Raw genomic sequence first — 20936 nt, forward strand, 5'->3', positions numbered from 1 at the left:
TCCGTCGCGCCGTTCGTCGCGCCGTCCGTCAGTCCAGGGCCGCCCGGATCGCCGCCTCCGCCGTCGGGTGCTGGAAGGTGAACCCCGCGGTCGTCAGCCGGGCCGGCAGCACCCGCTGGCTGCCCACGATGTCCTCGGTGAACTGGCCGACCACGATCCGCAGGGCGAACTTCGGCACCGGGAGGACGGCCGGCCGGTGCAGCACCCGCCCCATGATCCGGGTGACCTCCCGGTTGGTGACCGGCGTCGGTCCGGTGAGGTTGACCGGCCCGGACAGCTCGTTCCCCGCCTGGAGCAGGAAGCGCATGGCGGCCAGGTGGTCGGCGATCGAGATGACGCTCCAGTACTGCCGCCCGTTGCCCAGCCGGCCGCCGACGCCGGCCCGGAAGATCGGGAAGAGCCGGGCCCAGGCCCCGCCCTTCCGGGAGGCGACCAGCCCGGTGCGCAGGTGCACGGTGCGTACCCCGGCCCGGCGGGCCGCCTCGGCGGCGCCCTCCCAGTCCTGGCAGACGTCGGCCAGGAAGCCCTGGCCGGCGGCGGCGTCCTCGTCCACCGGCCGGTCGCCGGTGTCCCCGTAGTAGCCGATCGCGCTGCCGCACAGGAAGACCCGGGGCGGGGTGGTCTGGGCGGCGATGGCCTCCGCGACGGCGGTGGTGCCCAGCACCCGGCTGTCCCGGACCAGCCGCTTGTACCGGGCGGTCCAGCGGCGGTCGCTGACCCCCGCGCCGGCTAGGTGGACCACGGCGTCGCAGCCGGCCAACGCGGTGACGTTCGCCGCCCGGTCCTGCCCGGTCGGGTCCCAGCGGGCCTCGTCCGCCGCCCGGGGCGGGTGCCGGACCAGACGCACCACCTCGCACCCCGCCGAGCGGAGGGAGGCGACCAGCGCGCCGCCGAGGAGTCCCGAGGTGCCGGTCACCGCGACCCGGTGGGGGAGTTCGGTGGTGTAGGGGGTGTCAGCTGCCATGTCGATCATCCTGGCCGATCAGACCGGTGCCGGGCCACCCGCGATGCCGGGTGCGTCGGCGGCTCCCGGTCGGTCCGCCGTCCAGCGGTCGGACGGCTCGCCGGCGACCTCGTCGTAGTACCCGCTCGACACCCGCGCTCCGCCCGACCCACTGCCGGATGGCTCCCCCGGCCAGCCCCCCGGCGCCCCGCCCGGCCCCGTGTCCGACCAGCCGTCGGACGCCGCGCCCGGCCCGGCCGGCCGCCCGGCGCCGGGCCCGAAGCGGGCCCACAGCCGTGGGTAGGCGGCGGCCAGCGCCGCCTCGTCGGCCAGGTCGAGCGCGGCTCCCAGCGGCTCGTTCCCCGGTTCGCCGAGGCCGAGGTCCGGCAGTTCGTCGCCGGTCAGCTGTTCGTAGGCGTCGAACGCGGCGTAGCCGAACTCCTCGGCCTCCCCCTCGCGCCCGCCGTCGAAGTCGGGCAGCAGCTCGGCGAGCGCGTCCGGGTCGGCGAGCGCGCCCTCGAAGACCCGCCGGCCCCGGCTGATCAGCCAGCAGCGGAAGTTCTCGAAGGTGTCCTCGTCGGCGCCGTCGAGCAGCAGCCAGGCCGCGCCCCACAGGTCCCACCGGTAGGCGCGGCCGAAGCGGGCCTCGAAGTGCCGCGCGAAGTCCTGGACGGCCTCCGGGTCCAGCTCGGTCAGCCGTTCCACCAGCAACTCGGCGTGCAGGTCCGGGTCGTGGCCGGCGGCGAGCCGCGTGCCGTCCACCAGCGCCCAGAACTCCGTCTCGTCCATCACGGCAACAGGATCGGCGGGCCCGGCCCGCTCCGCACCTCGAACGTCACCCGGTCGGACGGCGCCGAGCCGGTGGCCCCGCCCCGGGGTGGTCCGGCCGGCGCGAACCGGAGGACCCGAGGAAGCCGCGCGGAATCCGGACACCAGGTGTCGGGATTGGCTGCCAGGGTCGGAGCCGGCACCGGCCGCCGGACGGCGGAACCGGCCGTCGAGCGACGACCCTGGAGGACACGGAGTGAGCACGCAGGATGGACCCCTGGCCGGACGGATCGCCCTGGTCGCCGGGGCGACCAGGGGCGCGGGCCGGGCGCTGGCGGTGGAGCTGGGCCGGGCCGGCGCGACCGTGTACGTCACCGGCCGCACCACCAGGGCGGCGGTGAGCGAGGTGGGCCGGGCCACCGAGACCATCGAGGAGACCGGGGAACTGGTCACCGCGGCCGGCGGCGAGGGGGTCGCGGTGCCCACCGACCACCTGGCGCGCGAGCAGGTCGCGGCGCTGGTGGCACGGATCGACCGGGAGCGGGGCCGGCTGGACATCCTGGTCAACGACATCTGGGGCGCCGACCACCTGATCGACCACCCGTTCACCGAGCGGATGTGGGAGACCGACCTGGACCGCGGCCTGCGGATGCTCCGGCTCGGCGTGGAGACGCACATCGTCACCAGCCACCACGCGCTGCCGCTGCTCACCCGGCACGAGGGCGGGCTGCTGGTCGAGGTGACGGACGGGACGGCGGAGTCGAACGCCGACTACCGGGGCGCGTTCTACTACGACCTGGCCAAGTACGCCCCGCTCCGGATGGCGCTCGGGCTGGGGCGGGAGCTGAGCGGCTTCGGCTGCACGGCGGTCGCGGTGACGCCCGGCTTCCTGCGTTCGGAGCAGATGCTGGACACCTACTTCAAGGTGACCGAGGAGAACTGGCGCGACGGGATCGCCCAGGACCCGCACTTCGCCATCTCCGAGACCCCGACCTACCTGGGGCGGGGCGTGGCGGCGCTGGCCGCCGACCCGGAGCGGGCCCGCTTCAACGGGCGCTCGCTGGACAGCGGCACGCTGGCCAGGGAGTACGGGGTGACCGACGTGGACGGTTCCCGGCCGGACTGCTGGCCCTACCTGAAGCGGGTGCTGGCGGGGGAGGAGGTGGACGCGGCCGACTACCGCTGAGGCGGTGCGGGGCCGCCCAGCGCGTCCAGCACCAGGCCGAGCAGTCGCTGTGGGGTCGGTGGAGGGTCTTCCGCCGGCCCCGGGGCGGCGTCGTCCGCCGCCGTCTCCACGGTGGCCAGGGCGACCCCGACGACCAACCGCAGCATCTCGTCCGTCGTGATGTCGGGGCGGGTGCCGCCACTGGCCTGGGCCCGGTCGAGAAGGGCCCCGGCCGCCGCCCGGAGCCGGTGGTGGCAGTCGAGGCCGAACTCGCTGGATCGGGCCAACAACAGGGCGCTGCCCAGGCCCTGTTGGCTTCGCGCGTGGTCCAGGAAGGCGGCCAGCCAGTCCGCCAGGGCCCGATCGGCCTCGGGTGCGGTCAGCAGCGCGTCGGCCCGGCGGGTCAGCCGGTCGATCCGTTCGTCCAGCACGCCGGCCAGAAGTGCGTCGCGGCCGGGGAAATGGCGGTAGAGGGTGCCGGGGCCGACTCCGGCGCGGCGTGCGATCTGGTTGAGCGAGGCGGTTGGGCCCGACGTAGCGAAGACCTCCTCGGCGGCGGCCAGCAGCCTTTCGCGGTTGCGGCGCGCGTCAGCGCGCCCGGTGGGTCGCCCCGCCCGGTCGCCCGGTCCCGTCTCCGTCGTGTCCGCCATGGCCCCATCTTCCATCTTCCATCGGCCGGGCGGCGGGCGGCGACCGCGGGGTGACCCGGGGACGGCCCGGGCGGGACAGGCCACCCCGGACAAGCGGAGAGACTCTCCGAATATCCGAGTGCCGGGGTAGGGTGACCCGGTCAGGCAAAACGGAGAACCTCTCCGGTTGGTGGGCTGAGGGTGGGCGATGGCCATGACGATGGTTGACGAGGCGTCGGACGGCAGGGTGGCGCGCGGGGCCGCACGGCTGCGTCGGGTGATGGGGCCGGTGGGTCTGTGGACCTTCGCCCTCGACGCTCAGCCGGCCTCCCTGGTGCGGGAGACGGCGGCCGAGTTGGACGAACTGGGCTGGGGGGCGCTCTGGTTCGGCGAGGGGTTCGGCCGGGACACCGTGAGCCAGGCCTGGCTGCTGCTCTCGGCCACCCGCCGGCTCACCGTCGCCTCGGGCATCGCCAACGTCATGCTGCGTGACCCGATCGCGCTGGCCGGCGCCGAGCGCGCGCTCGGCGAGGCGTTCCCCGAGCGCTACCTGCTGGGACTCGGTGGCCACCGGGTGGAAGGCGCCATCCACCGGTCCGACGACTCCCCGGTGCCGGCCCGGGGCCGACCGCTGGCCCTCATGCGCGGCTATCTGGACGCCATGGACGCGGTTCCCGCGCACGGACCGGTGCCCCTCTCACCGCCACCCCGGCTGCTCGCGGCGCTCGGGCCCCGCATGCTGGCGCTCGCCGGCGAACGCACGCTGGGCGCGCACCCCTACTTCGTGCCGGTCGAGCACACCGTGCGGGCGCGGGCGGCGCTGGGCGCCGAGGCGTTCCTGGGGGTGGAGCAGGCCGTGGTGCTTGACCGGGACCGGGCCCGGGCCAGGGAGCTGGCCACCGCTCATGTCGCCCCCTATCTCGCCGCCCCGCACCACCAGCGCAACCTGCGGGCCCTCGGCTTCACCGACACGGATCTCGGGACGACACCGAGCCGCCGGCTGGTGGACGCCCTGGTCGCCCAGGGCGACCTGGAGGCCGTCGAGGAGCGGGTGCGGACGCAGCTGGCCGCCGGCGCCGACCACGTCTGCCTCCAGGTGCTCACCCCCGACCCCACCGCGCTGCCGAGCGCCGGCTGGCGGGACCTGGCCGCCGCGTTGATCCCGCGCCATCCGGCCCACGCGCGGGGCTGACCACCCCGTGCCCGGCCGGAGGCCCTCGGCCCGAGCGGCCGGCGGTCCACCGGGCGGCCTCCTGGGCGGTCTCCTGGGCGGTCTCCCGGCGCGGGGCCGGGGCCGTCAGGTCCCGGGGGAGCGGTAGAGGGCCGCCGTCCGCTCGGCCGCCCGGGCCAGCCGGGTGCGGAGTGCCTCGGGGCCCAGTACCTCGACCTCGGGGCCCAGCGTCAGCAGTTGCTCGAAGGCCACGTCCAGCGACTCGACGGGCAGGGTGACGGTGACCCGCCCCCGCTCGTCCGGCGGGCCGGCGGCGGCCAGCGCCTCATCGGCCGCCGTCCGGTCGGTGTGGCGGCGCAGTTGGCGGGCGCCGGCCGCGGTGAGCCGCAGGCGGACGGACTCCCGCAGGATCGAGCGGGCGAACGCGGCGGCCCGCTCGGCCCAGAACGCCGGCAGGTCGAACTCCGGGTCGCGCGCGAACGGTTCACCGGTCACCGCCGCCGCGGAGAAGCGGGCCACCCGGTAGATCCGGTGGCCGGCCGCTCCCACCGGCCGGGCCGCCAGGTACCAGGCGCCGGCCTTGAGCACCAGCCCGTGCGGCTCCCAGACCCGGGTCACCGTGCGGCCGTCGCCCCGCCGGTAGTCGGCGCTGAGGGTGGACTCGGCCCAGACCGCCTCGGCGACCAGCGGCAGCGCCTCGGGGGTCTCCGGGGCCTGCCACCAGTGCGGGGCGTCCAGGTGGAAGCGGCCGGCCGCGCTGTGCTCGGCGTCCCGCAGCTCGGGCCGCAGCGCCGCCGCGAGCTTGAGCCGGGCGGCCGAGGCGGTGTCCGCCAGGCCCATGTCACGCAGCGCGGACGGTACCCCGGAGAGGAAGAGGGCCTCGGCCTCGTCCCGGTCCAGGCCGGTCAGCCGGGTGCGGTAGCCCCCCAGCAGGCGGTAGCCGCCGGCGCGGCCCCGGTCCGCGTAGACCGGCACCCCGGCCTCGGAGAGCGCGGCCACGTCCCGGGCCACGGTGCGTTCGGAGACCTCCAGCTCGGCGGCCAGCTCGCCGGCCGTCATGCTCCGCCGGGACTGCAGCAACAGGACCAGTCTGATCAACCGAGCCGCGCGCATGGCCCCAGCCTGCATCATCCGTCGACATCGGAGAAAACCGGGGGCGGGGGAGGGGCGGGGGTGGCAACATGAGGGCAACCGTGAGGGCCGGGTCCCTGGAATCGTTGGCGCGACATCGGGACCCGGGCCTCGGGCAGAGCCGCGCCACGCGGCAGGACAGGTGCGATGCGTGGCACGGCTCTTTCTTCGTCTCGCACTGTAGGCCCCTGATCGATGATCGATCAAAGCTTTTGAGTAAATTGACACCGCGTGCCAGGGCAAAGCGGGGCGAACTAAGGAAGATCAGGCACGGGGTGCACAGTTCAGGACATGTTCCTTGACCAGTTCCCCGATGCGCGGATCGCGCCGGACGAAGGCGTCGATCAGCTCCTGGTGCTCCTCCGCGTAGGACCGCTGCCTGGTGCCCAGCCAGCGGATGGAGAGCGCGGTCCAGATCTCGATGCCCAACGACTCCCAGGTGTGCAGCAGCACGCTGTTCCCCGAGGCCATCACCAGCTGGTGGTGGAACGCGACGGTGTGCCCCACCTGGGCCTCCGCGTCGTTGGCCAGGTCCGCCGTGCGCAGCGCCGCGACCTCGGGCACCAGCGCCGAGGCGTCCCCGGCCAGCCGCTCGGCGGCCAGCTCGGCGGCGATCTGCTCAAGACCGGCCCGCACCGGATAGATCTCCTCCAGATCGGAAGCGGTCAACTCCCGCACCCGAACACCCTTGTTGGGCGCCGACTCGATCAGCCGGAGCGTCTCCAGCTCCCGGAGCGCCTCCCGCACCGGCGTCTGGCTGACCTCCAGCTCGACCGCGATCCGGCGCTCCACGATCCGCTCTCCCGGCTGCCAGCGGCCACTGACGATGCCCTCCACGATGTGCTCACGGATCTGCTGCCGCAGCGAGTGGACGATGGGCGGGCTCATCACTTCTCTCCTGTCGGGCCGTTGCCGGCCGCTGGCTTGACCTGCTCTTGACCCCGGGCAGAACGGGCCGCGCCCCGCCCGGGAGGACCCGGACGGGGCGCGGCCACCTCGGCTCAGAGACCGAGTTCGCCCTCGAACTCCCCGGCTTCCAGCCGGGCCTTGACCTCCGACAGGTAACGGGCCGCGTCCGCCCCGTCCACCAGCTGGTGGTCGTAGGACAGGGTCAGGTAGACCATGTCCCGGATCGCGATGGTCTCGCCCAGGTCCGGGTGGTTGACCACCACGGGACGGCGCACGGTGGCACCGATCCCCAGCTCGGCGACCTGCGGGTAGTTCACGATGATGGTGTCGAACAGCGCGCCGCGCGAACCGGTGTTGCTGATCGTGAACGTGCCGCCCGCCATGTCGTCCGGGGCCAGCCCGCCCTTGCGGACCTTGCCGGCCAGCTCGGCGGTCTTCTTGGCGATCCCGGCCAGGCTCAGGTCACCGGCGTCCTTGATGACCGGGACCATCAGGCCCTTCTCGGAGTCCACCGCGATGCCCACGTTCTCGACATCGTGGTAGGTGATGGTGCCGTCGTCGTTGATCCTGGCGTTGATCACCGGGTGCACCTTCAGTGCCTCGGCGGCCGCCTTGACGAAGAACGGCATCGGGGAGAGCTTGACGCCCTCCCGGGCCAGGAACGACTCCTTGGCCTTGGCCCGCAGCCGCATCACCTTGGTGACGTCGACCTCGACCACCGAGGAGAGCTGCGCCTGGTTCTGCAGGGCGCGCATCATGTTCTCGCCGATGACCTTGCGGATGCGCGGCATCTTGACGGTCTGGCCACGCAGCGGCGACGGCTGGGCCGGCGCCTTGGCGGCCTTGGCGGCCGGCGCCGGGGCGGCGGCCGCGGCCTTGGCGGCCTCGGCGGCGGCCAGCACGTCCTGCTTGCGGATCCGGCCACCCACCCCGGAGCCCTTGACCTGCCCCAGGTCGACGCCGTTCTCGCTGGCCAACTTGCGCACCAGCGGGGTGACATAGGCGCCGTCCGCGGGCGGCGCGGTCGTCGCCCGGGGGGCGGCGGCCGGCGCCGGGGCAGCCGGGGCCGCCGGAGCCGGCTTGGCCGCCGGCGCGGGGGCCGGAGCCGGAGCCGGCTTGGGCGCCTCGGCCGCCGGGGGCGCGGGGGCCGCGGCGGGCGCCGGGGCAGCCGGCGCGGGCGCCGGCGCGGGAGCGGCACCGGCCGCGCCGATCACGCCGAGCTTGGCGCCGACCTCGGCCGTCTCGTCCTCGCCGACGGTGATCTCCAGCAGGGTGCCGGCGACCGGCGCGGGGATCTCGGTGTCGACCTTGTCGGTGGAGACCTCAAGCAGCGGCTCGTCGGCCTCGACCTCCTCGCCGACCTCCTTGAGCCAGCGGGTGACGGTGCCCTCCGTGACGCTCTCACCGAGCGCCGGGAGCACCACGTCGGTGCCCTCGGCAGCGCCACCGGACGGCGCCTCAGCCGCCGGAGCCGGCGCCGCCGGCTGGGCCGGCTGGGGCGCCTCGGCCTGCGGCGCCGGAGCGGGCTCCGGCGCGGCCTCGGCGGCCGGCGCCGGCGCGGCCGCCGGAGCGCCGGAACCGTCGTCGATCACGGCCAGCTCGGCGCCGACCTCGACGGTCTCGTCCTCGGCCACCTTGATGGAGGACAGCACGCCGGCGGCCGGCGCGGGGATCTCGGTGTCGACCTTGTCGGTGGAGACCTCAAGCAACGGCTCGTCAGCCTCGACGTGTTCGCCCTCGGCCTTCAGCCAGCGGGTGACGGTGCCCTCGGTCACGCTCTCGCCGAGCGCCGGAAGGGTTACGGAAACCGCCATGGTTTCTGTTGCTCCTTACGAAATGTGGCAATGGGTTACGCGCGCTCTGGGACCACGCGGCCAGGATCAGTCGTGGGAATGCAGCGGTTTGCCGGCCAGGGCGAGATGGGCCTCGCCCAGCGCCTCGTTCTGGGTCGGGTGGGCGTGGATGAGCTGCGCCACCTCGGCGGGCAGCGCCTCCCAGTTGTAGATCAACTGGGCCTCGCCAACCTGCTCGCCGAGCCGGTCGCCCACCATGTGCACCCCCACCACGGCGCCGTCCCGCACCCGCACGAGCTTGATCTCGCCCGCCGTCTTCAGGATCTTGCTCTTGCCGTTGCCCGCGAGGTTGTACTTCAGGGTGACGACCTGGTCCGCGCCGTACAGCTCCTTGGCGCGCGCCTCGGTGACGCCCACCGAGGCCACCTCCGGGTGGCAGTAGGTCACCCGCGGCACGCCGTCGTAGTCGATCGGCACCGGGGAGAGCCCGGCCAGCCGCTCGGCGACCAGGATGCCCTCGGCGAAGCCGACGTGCGCCAGCTGGAGCGTCGGGATCAGGTCACCGACGGCCGAGATGGTCGACACGTTGGTCTGGCAGTACTCGTCGACCTGCACGAAGCCGCGGTCCAGCGCGACCCCGGCCTCCTCGTAGCCGAGCCCCGCGGAGACCGGCCCGCGGCCGATCGCCACCAGCAGCACCTCGGCCTCGAAGGTCTTGCCGTTCGCCAGGGTGACCCGCACCCCGTCGTCGGTGTACTCGGCGCCCTGGAAGAAGGAGCCGAGGGAGAAGTTGATGCCCCGCTTGCGGAAGGCGCGCTCCAGCAGCTTGGAGCTGTTCTCGTCCTCCACCGGCACCAGGTGCGGCAGGCCCTCGACGATGGTCACGTCCGCGCCGAAGGACTTCCAGACGGAGGCGAACTCCACGCCGATCACGCCGCCGCCGAGCACGATGGCGGACTTCGGCACCCGGTCCAGGACCAGCGCGTGGTCGGAGGAGATGATCCGGTCGCCGTCTATCGTCAGGCCGGGCAGGGACCTGGGCACCGAGCCGGTGGCCAGCAGGACGTGCCGCCCCGTGTAGCGCTGCCCGTTCACGTCGACCGAGGTCGGCGACGACAGCCGGCCCTCGCCCTCCACGTACGTGATCTTGCGGGAGGCGACCAGCCCCTGGAGCCCCTTGTAGAGGCCCGAGACCACGCCGTCCTTGTACTTGTGGACCCCCGCGATGTCGATGCCGTCGAAGGTGGTCCGCACACCGAACTCGGCGCCCTCGCGCGCCGCGTCGGCGATCTCGCCGGCGTGCAGCAGGGCCTTGGTGGGAATGCAGCCCTGGTGCAGACAGGTGCCGCCCAGCTTGTTCTTCTCGATCAGGGCCACGTCGAGACCCAGCTGGGAGGCGCGCAGCGCTGCGGCGTAACCGCCGCTGCCGCCTCCGAGGATCACTAGGTCGAAAACGGTGCTGGCGTCGTTCGCCACGTCACGTTCCTCCATGGATGGGTGCACCGGCCGGTCGGCGCTGACCGGTCGGCGTCGTCTGTCCGCCGCGGATCGTGCGGCTTGCTGTGGCTCGCTGGTTGAGCCTGGCCCTGTCCTGCCGGAAGACCATCTTCGCACCTGCCGGACCCTGGTGGGACGGCGGGCGGGTGACGACCGCCACACGGCGGCCGTCACCGTCCCGACCGTCCGGGGCCGGCACCCGGTGCCACGCCCGGGACGTCAGCCCAGGTCACCGTCCGCGGCGCGCTCCGCGAGCCGCACCAGGGTGCGCACCGCGAAGCCGGTGCCGCCCTTCGGCGTGTAGCCGTAGGCCGAGCCGTCGTTGTACGCGGGGCCGGCGATGTCCAGGTGCGCCCAGCGCAGGTCCGCCGGCACGAACTCGCGCAGGAAGACGCCCGCCAGCAGCCCGCCGCCCATCCGGCCGGCCACGTTCGGCAGGTCGGCCACCACCGACTTCAGGGACTCGGCCAGCTCGGTCGGCATCGGCATCGGCCAGGACGGCTCGCCCACCTCGACGGCCGTCTCGTGCACCAGGTCCCGGAACTCGTCCGTGCCCAGCACGCCCATGGTGCGCTCGCCGAGCGCCACCACCATCGCGCCGGTCAGCGTCGCCACGTCGACGACCGCGTCCGGCTCCTCCTCGCACGCCCGCACCAACGCGTCGCCCAGCACCAGCCGGCCCTCCGCGTCGGTGTTCAGCACCTCGACGGTCTTCCCGCCGTACAGGCTCAGCACGTCGCCCGGCTTGGTCGCCGAACCCGACGGCATGTTCTCCGCCAGCGCCAGCCAGCCGGTGATGTTGACCGGCAGCCCCAGCCGGGCCGCCGCCAGCACCGCCGTGTACACGGCGGCCGCGCCGCTCATGTCGCACTTCATCGTCTCGTTGTGGCCGGCCGGCTTCAGCGAGATGCCGCCCGAGTCGTAGGTGATGCCCTTGCCGACCAGCGCCAGCGTCCGGGAGGCCGCCGGGTTGCGGTAGGCCAGCCGCACCAGCCGTGGCGGGTTCGCCGAGCCACGGCCCACGCCGATCAGCCCGCCGAAGCCGCCCTCCGCCAGCGCCTCCTCCTCCCACACCGTCACGTCCACGCCGTACCCGGGCGCCGCCTCGGTGGCCCGCGCGGCGAACTCCGCCGGGGTCAGCGCGTCCGGCGGGGTGTTGATCAGGTCCCTGGCCCTGGCCACCTCCTCGGCCACCACCAGCGCCCGCTCCACCGCCGCGGTGTGCGCGTCGTCCGCCGCGCCCTCGTCCAGCACGGTCACCTGGCCGGGCGGCGCCGACTCGGAGCCGTCGAAGTCCCGGCCGCGGAACGCGGTGAACCGGTAGGCGCCCAGCAGCGCGCCCTCCGCGACCGCGGTCACCGCCTCGGTGTCCGCCAGCGGCAGCGCGAACGCCGCGTGCGCCGACCCGGCCAGCGCCCGGGCCGCCGCGCCCGCCGCCCGGCGCAGCCGCTCCGGGTCGAACGCGGCGCCCTCCTCGGGAACCGCGCCCAGGCCGACCGCCACCAGCAGCGGCGCCGCGACGCCCTCCGGGGTCGCCAGCTTGGTGATCTCCAGCTCACCACCCTTGGCGCCCAGGGTGGTCAGCGTCGCGGCCAACGTGCCGCCCGTCGCGGCGTCCACGGCGGCGGCGGGCGCGCCGGCTGCGGCCAGCACCGGCCCCGATTCGCCCTTGGCGACGCCGATGACGACGGCGTCCGCCGGCACGGTCGCCGCGGAGAGGTTGCTGAGGGTCAGTGCAGTCACGGTGTGGGATTCCGTCCTTGTGTGCGTCAGGTGCTGGCGTGCCAGGACTGGCCGGAAAACGTCGCACCGGCCGTCCGGCACAGAAGACTACGCCGCACCTCGCCCCGGCACCGGGATCAGGTCGCGCCCACCACCAGGGTGACCAACGCGACCGCCGTGGCCGTCTCGCCCACCGCGCCCAACACCCCCTCGGTCAGCCCGCCCAGCCGCTCCCGCGCCTGCCACAGCACCAACTCGGCGGCGCCCAGGCCGAGTACCACGGCGCTCACCCCGATCACCGCGCCGGCCCCCGGCTCCCCGGCGGTCAGCCCGCCCAGCCCGCCGGCCAGCAACGCGGTCACCGCCGCCAACGGCACCGCCACCGAGACCGGCACCGAACGGGCCAGCGCGGCGTCCGGCCCGCCGGGCTCGGCCGGCGGCACCTCCCGGCCGGCCCAACTGACCGCCGTCCAGCCGACCAGCACCGCCGCCAGCACCGCGCCGGCCGCGTAGTCCCGCCCGTGGCCGGCGAGTTCGTGCACGGCCGCGACCTGGGTCAGCACCGCGAAGAGCAGCGCCACCGAACCCGCCCGCCCCAGCCAGGAGCCGCCCGCCAGCGCCCGCGCCTCCGCCGCCGGCAGCCGACTGGCCAGCGCGTCCGCGAGCCCGGCCAGGCCGGCCAGCGACAACCCCCGGGTGAGCAGCGCCAACAGCGCCACCGTCAGCACCCCGGTGAGCAGCCAGCCGGCCTCCAGCGCCAGCAGCGTCCAGCACAGCCCGCCGGCCAGCGCCCCCAGCCCGAGCCCCACCAACGGCGCCAGCCGCATGCCGCGCGCCACGGTCTCCGCGTCCGCCGGCCCCCACCCCCGCGGGACCGCGGTGCGCGCCCCCAGCAGGAAGCGCAGACCCGCGCCCCATGCCGCCATCCCGGTGGCGGGCGGTGGCGCGGCGGGCGGTACGGGCGGCAACGGCGGCGTGGCGTTCATCAGTTCGCAGGGTAGCGCGGCGAGCCTGGGCCGTCATGGACGACTGGTGGTATCGGAACATCGTCGAACCGGGCAAACTGCCCCTGCTCCTCGCCCTCCTCGCCTTCGTGCTGAGCTTCGCCGTCACCCGCTGCGTGACCCGGCTGATCCGGGCCGGCCGCGGACCCTTCCACGACGTCTCCGCCGGCGGGCACCACGTGCACCACGTGGTGCCCGGGGTCCTGCTGATGCTGGTCGGCGGCTTCGGCGGGGTCGCCGCCGGCGGTACCGGCTGGGTGGCGGCGGCGCTGGCCGTGGTCTTCGGCGTCGGCGCCGGACTGGTCCTCGACGAGTTCGCGCTGATCCTCTACATGCAGGACGTCTACTGGTCCGAGCAGGGCCGGCAGAGCGTCGAACTGGTCATGGTCACCACCGCGCTGGTCACCATGCTGCTGCTCGGCTTCCTGCCGATGGGGGTGGACGGGCTCACCCCGGAGGACCGCGGCGACCGGGGCGGCCTGATCGCCACCGTGCTGCTGCACTTCCTGTGCGCGCTGGTCTGCCTGCTCAAGGGCAAACCCAAGCTGGCCGTCTTCGGCGTGCTGGTTCCGGTGATCGCGATCATCGGCGCGCTGCGCCTGGCCCGCCCCGACTCGCCGTGGGCCCGCCGCGCCTACCGCCGCCGACCACGGGCCCGCGCCCGCGCGGCCCGCCGCGCCCACCGCCACGACCGCCGCTGGGCCAGACCCAACCGCCGCCTCCAGGACCTGCTGGGCGGCACCCCGACGGGCGAGAACGAGGGCACCTGACCGGCTTCGCCGGCAGCGGGAACGGGCGGCGGCCGCCCGCCGGCTTCGGTGGGTGCGGCTGGCCGGCGTGGACGCCGGCCGCCTGGCGGACGACGCGCCCGCCCTGGCCTGGGGCGGGGTCCGGCTCCACCGTGGCCGCTGGCTCGGTACGGGCGCCCGTTTCCGGTGCTTCCTCGGTGCCCGCCGGCGGCCCCGCCTGGGCGGTCACCGGTCCTGCCGCGGCTGTTGCCTCGTCGGCGACCGCCGCCCTTTCGCTGGCCCAGCCGTTGGGTGGATGGCCCCGTCGTGCCCGCCGTCTTTGCCGGTCCGGTTACGGCTTGGCTGTGGGCTCTGGGGCGGGGTCCGGCTCCACCGTGGCCGCTGGCTCGGTACGGGCGCCCGTTTCCGGTGCTTCCTCGGTGCCCGCCGGCGGCCCCGCCTGGGCGGTCACCGATCCCGCCGTGGCGGTCGCCTCGTCGGCACCCACGGCCTGCTGCGCCGGCCTCGGCTCCGCCGGCCCAGCCGCCGGCGCGACGTCGTCCGTCGTGCCCGCCGCCTCCGGCTTGGCCGGTTCCGCGTCCGTCGTGCCCGCCGCTTCCGGCTGCGCCGGACCCGCCTCCGCCTCCGCCGCCTCCGGCTTGGCCGGACCCGGCTCCGCCGGTGCCGGCTCTGTCGGGCGTTCGGGGAGGTCGGCGGCGAGGGCGGCCGCGGCCTGGACGAGGGGGAGGGCGAGGAGGGCGCCGGTGGCCTCGCCGGCCGTCACGCCGTGGTCGAGCAGCGGGCGCAGGGTCATCCGTTCCAGCGCCTTGGCCTGGGCCGGTTCGCCGCTGGCCTGGCCGGCCAGCCACCAGTCGGGGGCCCGGAAGGCCACCCGCTGGCCCACCAGGGCGCAGGCCACCGAGACGACGCCGTCCAGCACCACCGGGGTGCGGCGCACCGCGCACTGCAACAGGAAGCCCGTCATCGCCGTCAGGTCGGCGCCGCCCAGCGCGCCCAGCAGCCGCAGCTGGTCGCTCAGCACCGGCCGGGCCCGGCGCAGTCCGTCCCTGATGGCCGCGCACTTGCGCATCCACGCCAGGTCGTCGATCCGCACCTCGCCGCGGCCGGTGACCATCGAGGCGTCGGTGCCGCACATCGCCGCCACCAGCGCGCCGGCGGCCGTGGTGCCGCCGACCGAGAGGTCGCCGAGCACGATCAGGTCGGTGCCGGCGTCGGCCTCCTCGTCGGCGATGGCCATTCCCGCGCGGAAGGCCGCCGCCGTCTCCTCCTCGGTGAGGCTGTCCTCGATGTCCAGCCGGCCGGAGCCGCGGCGCACCCGGTACCGGGTGACCTCGGCCGGCAGCTCCTCCACGGGGCAGTCGACGGACAGGTCGAACACCCGCAGCGGGACGTTCAGTTGACGGGCCAGCACGGCGGCCGGACTCACCCCGTCCAGCACCGCGCGGACCAGTTCGGCGGTGCCGCCCGCCGGGCGGCCGGAGACGCCCAGCTCGGCGACCCCGTGGTCGCCGGCGAAGAGCAGTGCCCTGGGCTGTTCGACGGGGCGCACCGGCACCCGTCCCTGGGCCGCCGCCAGCCAGGCGCCGATCTCGTCCAGTCGGCCGAGCGCCTTCGGCGGCACCGCCAGGTTGGCGCGTCGCGCCTCCGCCTGCCGGCGCAGTCGGGCACTGGGCCGCTCGATCAGGTCACCGAAGTCGTCGAGTCGCAGACCGCCCTCACTCATGCGCACGAGGGTACCCGCGCGCCGTCCGCGGGCTGGCGGCGGCGGCCGGGGATGGCCGGCACGCGGGGGAGTTCTGGTGCTGGGGGTCGCGGACGTTCCGGTGGGGAACAGGTTCTGTGTGGTGGACGTGTGCCGGGTACCGGCGCGTCGGGAGCCGGCGCTCGCGGGGCGTGCGCGGCCCGTCGCGCGCGGTGGTGCGCCCCGGCGCGGGGCGTGCCTTAGCCTGCCAACGGGTCTGTCTGACGGTCCTGCCCGACGGGTCCGCCGGACAGGTCCGCCAACAGTCGGTCACGGGTGAGCGGAGGCTTTGCATGGCGTGGGAGTGGCGCTTCGAGAAGGCGGACGGCTCGACGACCCAACCAGCGGAGGACCCGGGGGACTTCGGTACCCAGGGCGACGCCGAGTCCTGGATCGGTGAGATCTGGCCGGAGTTGCTCGACGGCGGGATCGACCAGGTGACGCTGCTGGAGGACGGCACCCGGGTCTACGGCCCGATGAGCCTGCACAGCGCCGTCGACGACTGAGCCGGTCGGCGGGCGACCGGCCGTCGGCGGGACCGACCGCCGGTCGCGACGAGGGCGACCGGGCCGAACGGTGCGCCGGGCCCGGCCAGGGCCCGGCGCTACGCCTCGCCCAACGTCACGTCCGCGGTGCGCTGTTCGTCGTCCCGGAGGTAGCCGACCGGCACCCGTTGGTCGGGCCGGTGGGTGGCCAGCGCCTCGGCCAGCGAGACCACGTCGACGATCGCCTCGCCGCCCAGCTCCGTCAGCACGTCGCCGGCGCGCAGCCCGGCCCGGTCGGCCGGGCCGCCCTCGGTGACCTCGACGACGGCCACCCCGGCCGGCTGGAAGCCGTCGCCCAGCACGGTCCGCACCGAGACGCCCAGCGCGGCCCGTCCGGAGTCCACCACCCGGCCGTGCTCGATCAGCTGGTCGGTCAGGAAGGTCACGGTGGACGCCGGGATGGCGAAGCCGATGCCGGGCGCCGAGCCGCCCAAGCCGGGGTCGCGGGCGGAGAGGGTGGGGATGCCGATCACCTGCCCGGAGAGGTTGACCAGCGCGCCGCCGCTGTTCCCCGGGTTGATCGCCGCCGAGGTCTGCACCATGTTGCCGAGCGTCGCCTCGCCCTCGCCCTCGCTGACCGACCGGCCGACGGCCGAGACGATGCCCTGGGTGACGCTGGAGGCCAGGCCCAGCGGGTTGCCCATGGCGAGCACGATCTGGCCCACCCGCACCTCGGCCGAGTCGCCGAAGGTGGCCGCCCGCAGCTGGTCCGGCGGGTCGACGAGGGCGAGCAGCGCCAGGTCCTGCTCGGGGTAGGCGCTGACCAGCTCGGCCTCCAGCGGTTGGCGGCCGGTCGCCAGCGTGACCTCGAAGCTGTCCTCCTCGGCCACCACGTGGGCGTTGGTGACGATGTGGCCCGCCTCGTCGTAGACGATGCCGGAGCCCTGCTGGTTCGCGGTGGTGATCTGCACGACCGACGGCAGCACCTCGTTGACCACGTCCTGGTAGGTGCGCTCCAGCTCGCCGGTGACGGTCGGCTCGGGCGCGTTCACCTGCGGGTGGTCGGGGCCCGAGCCGTCGGACTCGGCGGTGCAGCCGGCGCCGGCCAGCAGCGTCCCCAGGCAGAGCGCGGCGAGGGCGGCACGGAACGGGAGCGGGGTGGCCATAACGGGCATTGTGGACGCTCCGTCGGCCGGTGACCGGGAGGGGCGCTACGCCGTTCCGGGCCACTGTCCGCCGGCCCGGCCGCGCGGCGGGCGGCCGGGCACCGGGCTCAGCGGGGCTCTTCGCCGCGCTTGACCTGCGCCCGGGGCAGCCGCATCCGCCGCATCTGGAGGGTCCGCATCAGCGCGTAGGCGGTGGCGCCGCGCAGGCTCTCGTCGGGGAAGCGCTGCCGCAGCTGCTTCTTGAGCCGCCGGGAGAGCAGGATCGAGTCGAAGACGATGCCGAGGATCACGGCCATCCACACCAGCAGCGCGATGTTGGTGGTCGCCGGGATCATGCTCATCACCAGGATCAGCACGGCGATCGGCAGGAAGTACTCGGCGACGTGCCAGCTGCTGTCCACGTAGTCCCGGGCGAACCGGCGCACCGGGCCGCGGTCCCGGGCCGGCAGGTGTCGCTCGTCCCCGGAGAGCAGGGCCTGGCGCTGCTTGTCCAGCGCCTCGCGGCGGGCCCGCTTGGTGCGCTGGGCGGCCTCCTTGCGGGTGCGGGCCGGCTTCACCACGGCCTTCCGCAGGGCCTCGGCCTCGCTGCGCTTGGGGGTGGGCCGGCCCTTGGGCGCCTCGGCGTCCCGCGTCGGGCGGTCCGCCGGCTCGCTCACCGGCTCGGTCTTGGCGTCTTCTTTGGCACGACTTCGGAACACGTTCACCAGCCTAAGGTCTCTTCGAACGGTATCGGCCTGGGGAGCCGGGCACGATCCTGCAACGTCCCCGCCGGCCGCACCGTCCCCGGGCGGCTCCGCACCGGACCACCTAGTCCCTGGGCGGGAGGGGCGGCACCGTGATCGTCCTTGGGGAGGAGCGCATTCGGGGCCGAGCGGTGCGCTAATGGATGGGTGCCCCGTAGGGTAGTAGAGGATCAGCAGGAAAGCGGCTGGAAGATGGCCAACGGTTCGAGCCCGGCATGAAGGGGGCGCGCGAAGCCCATGAGCGGTGTCATGAAGCGGATGGGGATGATCTTCCGCGCGAAGGCGAACAAGGCCCTGGACCGGGCCGAGGACCCGCGCGAGACTCTCGACTATTCGTACCAGAAGCAGCTGGAGCTGTTGCAGAAGGTGCGCCGTGGGGTCGCCGACGTGGCCACCTCACGCAAGCGGCTCGAACTCCAGCTCAACCAACTCAACACGCAGTCCGGTCGGTTGGAGGACCAGGGCAAGAAGGCCCTGGCGCTCGGCCGGGAGGATCTGGCCCGTGAGGCGCTGACCCGCAGGGCCGCGCTGTCGCAGCAGATCAGCGACCTCCAGCAGCAGCACGAGACGCTCCAGACCGAGGAGAACAAGCTCACTCTGGCGGCGCAGCGGCTCCAGGCGAAGGTGGACGCGTTCCGCACCCGCAAGGAGACGATCAAGGCCACCTACACGGCCGCCCAGGCGCAGACCAGGATCGGCGAGGCGTTCTCCGGCATCTCCGAGGAGATGGGCGACGTCGGCATGGCGATCCAGCGCGCCGAGGACAAGACCGCGCAGCTCCAGGCCCGCTCCGGCGCGATCGACGAGCTGCTGGCCTCCGGCGCCCTGGACGACCAGACGGGCACCTCCAAGGACGACCTGACCGCCGAGCTGGACCGGATCTCGGGCAACGCGGACGTCGAGTTCGAGCTGGAGCGGATGAAGGCCGAGCTGTCCGGCGGCACCTCGGCGCAGCGCCAGGCGATCGAGGGCGGTGACGCCGCCGCGCCCCAGTCGTCGGAGCAGACGCAGTCGCCGAAGTTCGACAAGCAGTAGTCCGGCGGTCGGTGAGATCGTTGGTTGACCTTCGAGTGATTTTCGCAAGAGCCAGGAGAACGACATGATCGTGCGGATCATGGGGGAGGGCCAGGTCAAGCTCGACGACAGCCACTTCCCCACCCTCAACGGGCTGGACGACGAGCTGCTCGCCGAGGTGGAGGCCGGGGACGAGGCCGGGTTCCGCCGCACGCTCACCGCCCTGCTGGAGGCCGTCCGCACGCTGGGCGCGCCGCTCCCCGAGGACTCCCTGGAGCCCTCGGAGCTGATCCTGCCCGCGCCCGAGGCGTCCATCGACGAGGTGCGCGCGATGCTGACCGAGGACGGCCTGATCCCGGACTGAGCCGGCGCCCCGCCGGCCCGGCCGCCGCCGCCCAGCGCGCCGACGGGCCCGGACCCCCAGCGCGTGGGGGGCCGGGCCCGTTCGTCGTGCGTGGGGGCGGCGGCCGGTCAGGGCAGCGCCAGCATCCGCTCCAGGGCCAGCTTGGCGTAGTGCTCGGTCTCCCGGTCCACCTCGATGCGGTTGACCACCTTCCCGGCGGCCAGTGACTCCAGCGCCCAGACCAGGTGTGGCAGGTCGATCCGGTTCATGGTGGAGCAGAAGCAGACCGTCCGGTCCAGGAAGACGATCTCCTTGCCCTGCTCGGCGTAGCGGTTGGCGAGCCGGCGCACCAGGTTCAGTTCGGTGCCGATCGCCCAGCGGCTGCCGGCGGGCGCGGCGTCCAGGGTGGCGATGATGTGCTCGGTCGAACCCACCTGGTCGGCGGCGGCGACCACCTCGTGGCGGCACTCGGGGTGCACCAGCACGTTGACGCCGGGCAGCCGCTCGCGGACCTCGTTGACCGAGTCCAGGGTGAACCGGCCGTGCACCGAGCAGTGCCCCCGCCACAGGATCATCCGGGCCCGGCGCAGCTGTTCGCTGGTGAGGCCGCCGTTCGGCCGGTGCGGGTTGTAGACGACGCAGTCGTCGAGGGTCAGGCCCAGCTCGCGGACGGCGGTGTTGCGGCCCAGGTGCTGGTCGGGCAGGAAGAGCACCTTGCCGTTCTCGCTGACCTGCTCGAAGGCCCAGGTCAGGGCGCGCTTGGCGTTGGAGGACGTGCAGATGGTGCCGCCGTGCCGGCCGGTGAAGGCCTTGATGTCGGCCGAGGAGTTCATGTAGCTGACCGGCACCGTGTCGTCGGCGACGCCGGCCTCGGTGAGTACGTCCCAGGCCTCGGCGACCTGCTCGGCGGTGGCCATGTCGGCCATCGAGCAGCCGGCCGCCAGGTCCGGCAGGATCACCCGCTGGTCGTCCGAGGTGAGGATGTCGGCGGACTCGGCCATGAAGTGCACGCCGCAGAAGACGATGTACTCGGCGGCCGGCCGGGCGGCGGCCTCCCTGGCCAGTTTGAAGGAGTCGCCGGTCACGTCGGCGAACTGGATGACCTCGTCCCGCTGGTAGTGGTGCCCCAGGACGAAGACCCGGTCGCCCAGGCTCTCCTTGGCGGCCCTGGCCCGGGCCACCAGGTCCGGGTCGGAGGGGGCCGGCAGGTCTCCCGGGCAGTCCACGCCGCGCTCGCTGGCCGGATCGGACTCCCGGCCGAGCAGCAGCAGCGCCAACGGGGTGGGTTGGACGTCAAGGGGCTGGGCGCTGGTCACGGCAGGCACCCTTTCTTCTGGGCGGTTCCTCGACGGTGCTTCCGTCGCTTACCTTTTCGTCGTATTGACGTTATGGAGGATAACTCCTTCGCGTCAGTTTGACGATGAGGAAGGGGCGCGGAACGCGTCACTCCGTCCCCGCGGCCATGTGCCGACCGCGTCCGGTGTGCGAGCATGAGAGGAGAAGAGGAGAAGGGGAAGAAGGCGTGGCGGCCGGGAATAACCTCGCCGGACCGTCCGTTCCCCCCTCGGCAGAGCATTCCGTACTACCCGGGAGAGACGCAGATGTCCGTAACGGAGAAGCCCGCTGTGAGCGACGGCATCATCGTTTCCGACGCGGCCGTGGCCAAGGTCAGGGGCCTGCTGGAGCAGGAGGGGCGCGACGACCTCGCGCTCCGCGTGGCGGTCCAGCCCGGTGGGTGTTCCGGTCTGCGCTACCAGCTGTTCTTCGACGAGCGGTCGCTCGACGGCGACGTGGTCAAGGACTTCGACGGGGTCAAGGTCGTCACCGACCGGATGAGCGCCCCCTACCTCGGCGGCGCCTCCATCGACTTCGTCGACACCATCGAGAAGCAGGGCTTCACCATCGACAACCCCAACGCCACCGGCTCCTGCGCCTGTGGCGACTCCTTCAGCTGAGCGCACCG

Annotated in this window: 18 protein-coding genes and 2 pseudogenes; 7 read left to right on the plus strand and 13 right to left on the minus strand. The window is 74.1% G+C overall.

The window, feature by feature from the left end; genetic code table 11:
• Positions 1–28: 28 nt before the first annotated feature.
• Both RM844_RS01190 and RM844_RS01195 read right to left on the minus strand, forming a co-directional pair.
• A complete protein-coding gene (locus tag RM844_RS01190; protein ID WP_394814383.1) occupies positions 29–973 on the minus strand; it encodes a TIGR01777 family oxidoreductase in 945 nt (314 codons plus the stop codon).
• A 246-nt stretch (positions 974–1219) separates the two neighbouring features.
• Positions 1220–1732: pseudogene (locus RM844_RS01195) on the minus strand (DUF4240 domain-containing protein); the annotation flags it as partial.
• 235 nt (positions 1733–1967) lie between these two features.
• Here RM844_RS01195 and RM844_RS01200 point away from each other — a divergent pair.
• Complete coding sequence (locus RM844_RS01200; RefSeq protein ID WP_311663616.1) at positions 1968–2897, plus strand: SDR family oxidoreductase; 930 nt, start codon at positions 1968–1970, stop codon at positions 2895–2897.
• Here RM844_RS01200 and RM844_RS01205 read toward each other — a convergent pair.
• On the minus strand, positions 2888–3526 hold the full coding sequence (locus tag RM844_RS01205; RefSeq protein ID WP_311663618.1) for a TetR/AcrR family transcriptional regulator: 639 nt from the start codon (positions 3524–3526) through the stop codon (positions 2888–2890). The two genes, RM844_RS01200 and RM844_RS01205, sit on opposite strands and share 10 nt — an antisense overlap.
• Before the next feature lie 199 nt (positions 3527–3725).
• Between RM844_RS01205 and RM844_RS01210 the strand changes: the two genes are divergently transcribed.
• Positions 3726–4697 carry a TIGR03620 family F420-dependent LLM class oxidoreductase gene (locus tag RM844_RS01210; protein WP_311664306.1) on the plus strand — a complete coding sequence of 324 codons (972 nt, stop codon included), beginning with the start codon at positions 3726–3728 and terminating at the stop codon, positions 4695–4697.
• Between the two features lie 105 nt (positions 4698–4802).
• Here the strand turns inward: RM844_RS01210 and RM844_RS01215 are convergent, their stop codons facing one another.
• The 6 genes from RM844_RS01215 to RM844_RS01240 all read right to left on the minus strand — a co-directional run bounded on the left by RM844_RS01215 (position 4803) and on the right by RM844_RS01240 (position 12714).
• Positions 4803–5789: a helix-turn-helix transcriptional regulator gene (locus RM844_RS01215; RefSeq protein ID WP_311663620.1), complete on the minus strand. Its 987-nt coding sequence runs from the start codon at positions 5787–5789 to the stop codon at positions 4803–4805.
• A 282-nt stretch (positions 5790–6071) separates the two neighbouring features.
• Positions 6072–6695 carry a GntR family transcriptional regulator gene (locus RM844_RS01220; protein WP_311663622.1) on the minus strand — a complete coding sequence of 208 codons (624 nt, stop codon included), beginning with the start codon at positions 6693–6695 and terminating at the stop codon, positions 6072–6074.
• 113 nt (positions 6696–6808) lie between these two features.
• Complete coding sequence (sucB, locus tag RM844_RS01225) at positions 6809–8530, minus strand: 2-oxoglutarate dehydrogenase, E2 component, dihydrolipoamide succinyltransferase (protein WP_311663624.1); 1722 nt, start codon at positions 8528–8530, stop codon at positions 6809–6811.
• A gap of 66 nt (positions 8531–8596) precedes the next feature.
• Entirely contained in the window at positions 8597–9985 is a 1389-nt protein-coding gene (lpdA, locus tag RM844_RS01230; RefSeq protein WP_311663626.1) for a dihydrolipoyl dehydrogenase, read from the minus strand.
• A gap of 240 nt (positions 9986–10225) precedes the next feature.
• Positions 10226–11749, minus strand: coding sequence for a leucyl aminopeptidase (locus RM844_RS01235; protein WP_311663628.1), 1524 nt, complete (start codon positions 11747–11749; stop codon positions 10226–10228).
• A gap of 116 nt (positions 11750–11865) precedes the next feature.
• A complete protein-coding gene (locus RM844_RS01240) occupies positions 11866–12714 on the minus strand; it encodes an adenosylcobinamide-GDP ribazoletransferase (RefSeq protein ID WP_311663630.1) in 849 nt (282 codons plus the stop codon).
• Between the two features lie 35 nt (positions 12715–12749).
• On the opposite strand from RM844_RS01240, the gene RM844_RS01245 reads away from it, so the two are divergent.
• The gene (locus tag RM844_RS01245) at positions 12750–13502 is read left to right on the plus strand and encodes a hypothetical protein (RefSeq protein WP_311663632.1); all 753 of its coding nucleotides are present in this window, start codon (positions 12750–12752) and stop codon (positions 13500–13502) included.
• A gap of 571 nt (positions 13503–14073) precedes the next feature.
• On the opposite strand, the pseudogene RM844_RS01250 reads toward RM844_RS01245, so the two are convergent.
• Positions 14074–15204, minus strand: a pseudogene (locus RM844_RS01250) (nicotinate-nucleotide--dimethylbenzimidazole phosphoribosyltransferase); the annotation flags it as partial.
• 311 nt (positions 15205–15515) lie between these two features.
• Between RM844_RS01250 and RM844_RS01255 the strand changes: the two are divergent.
• Complete coding sequence (locus RM844_RS01255) at positions 15516–15728, plus strand: hypothetical protein (protein ID WP_311663634.1); 213 nt, start codon at positions 15516–15518, stop codon at positions 15726–15728.
• Between the two features lie 98 nt (positions 15729–15826).
• On the opposite strand, the gene RM844_RS01260 is transcribed toward RM844_RS01255, so the two are convergent.
• A complete protein-coding gene (locus tag RM844_RS01260) occupies positions 15827–16873 on the minus strand; it encodes a S1C family serine protease (protein WP_311663636.1) in 1047 nt (348 codons plus the stop codon).
• Positions 16874–16980: 107 nt separating this feature from the next.
• On the minus strand, positions 16981–17571 hold the full coding sequence (locus RM844_RS01265; protein WP_311663638.1) for a DUF3043 domain-containing protein: 591 nt from the start codon (positions 17569–17571) through the stop codon (positions 16981–16983).
• A gap of 282 nt (positions 17572–17853) precedes the next feature.
• Between RM844_RS01265 and RM844_RS01270 the strand changes: the two genes are divergently transcribed.
• Complete coding sequence (locus tag RM844_RS01270; RefSeq protein WP_311663640.1) at positions 17854–18651, plus strand: PspA/IM30 family protein; 798 nt, start codon at positions 17854–17856, stop codon at positions 18649–18651.
• Positions 18652–18715: 64 nt separating this feature from the next.
• On the plus strand, positions 18716–18994 hold the full coding sequence (gene pspAA, locus RM844_RS01275; RefSeq protein WP_311663642.1) for a PspA-associated protein PspAA: 279 nt from the start codon (positions 18716–18718) through the stop codon (positions 18992–18994).
• 107 nt (positions 18995–19101) lie between these two features.
• On the opposite strand, the gene nadA is transcribed toward pspAA, so the two are convergent.
• Positions 19102–20289, minus strand: a complete 1188-nt coding sequence (gene nadA / locus RM844_RS01280; protein ID WP_311663644.1) for a quinolinate synthase NadA — start codon at positions 20287–20289, stop codon at positions 19102–19104.
• 285 nt (positions 20290–20574) lie between these two features.
• On the opposite strand from nadA, the gene RM844_RS01285 reads away from it, so the two are divergent.
• Entirely contained in the window at positions 20575–20928 is a 354-nt protein-coding gene (locus tag RM844_RS01285) for a HesB/IscA family protein (protein WP_311663646.1), read from the plus strand.
• The last annotated feature ends 8 nt before the right edge of the window (positions 20929–20936 follow it).

The sequence above is a fragment of the Streptomyces chisholmiae genome, assembly GCF_031845445.1.
In the GTDB taxonomy this organism is placed as follows: domain Bacteria; phylum Actinomycetota; class Actinomycetes; order Streptomycetales; family Streptomycetaceae; genus Streptomyces; species Streptomyces chisholmiae.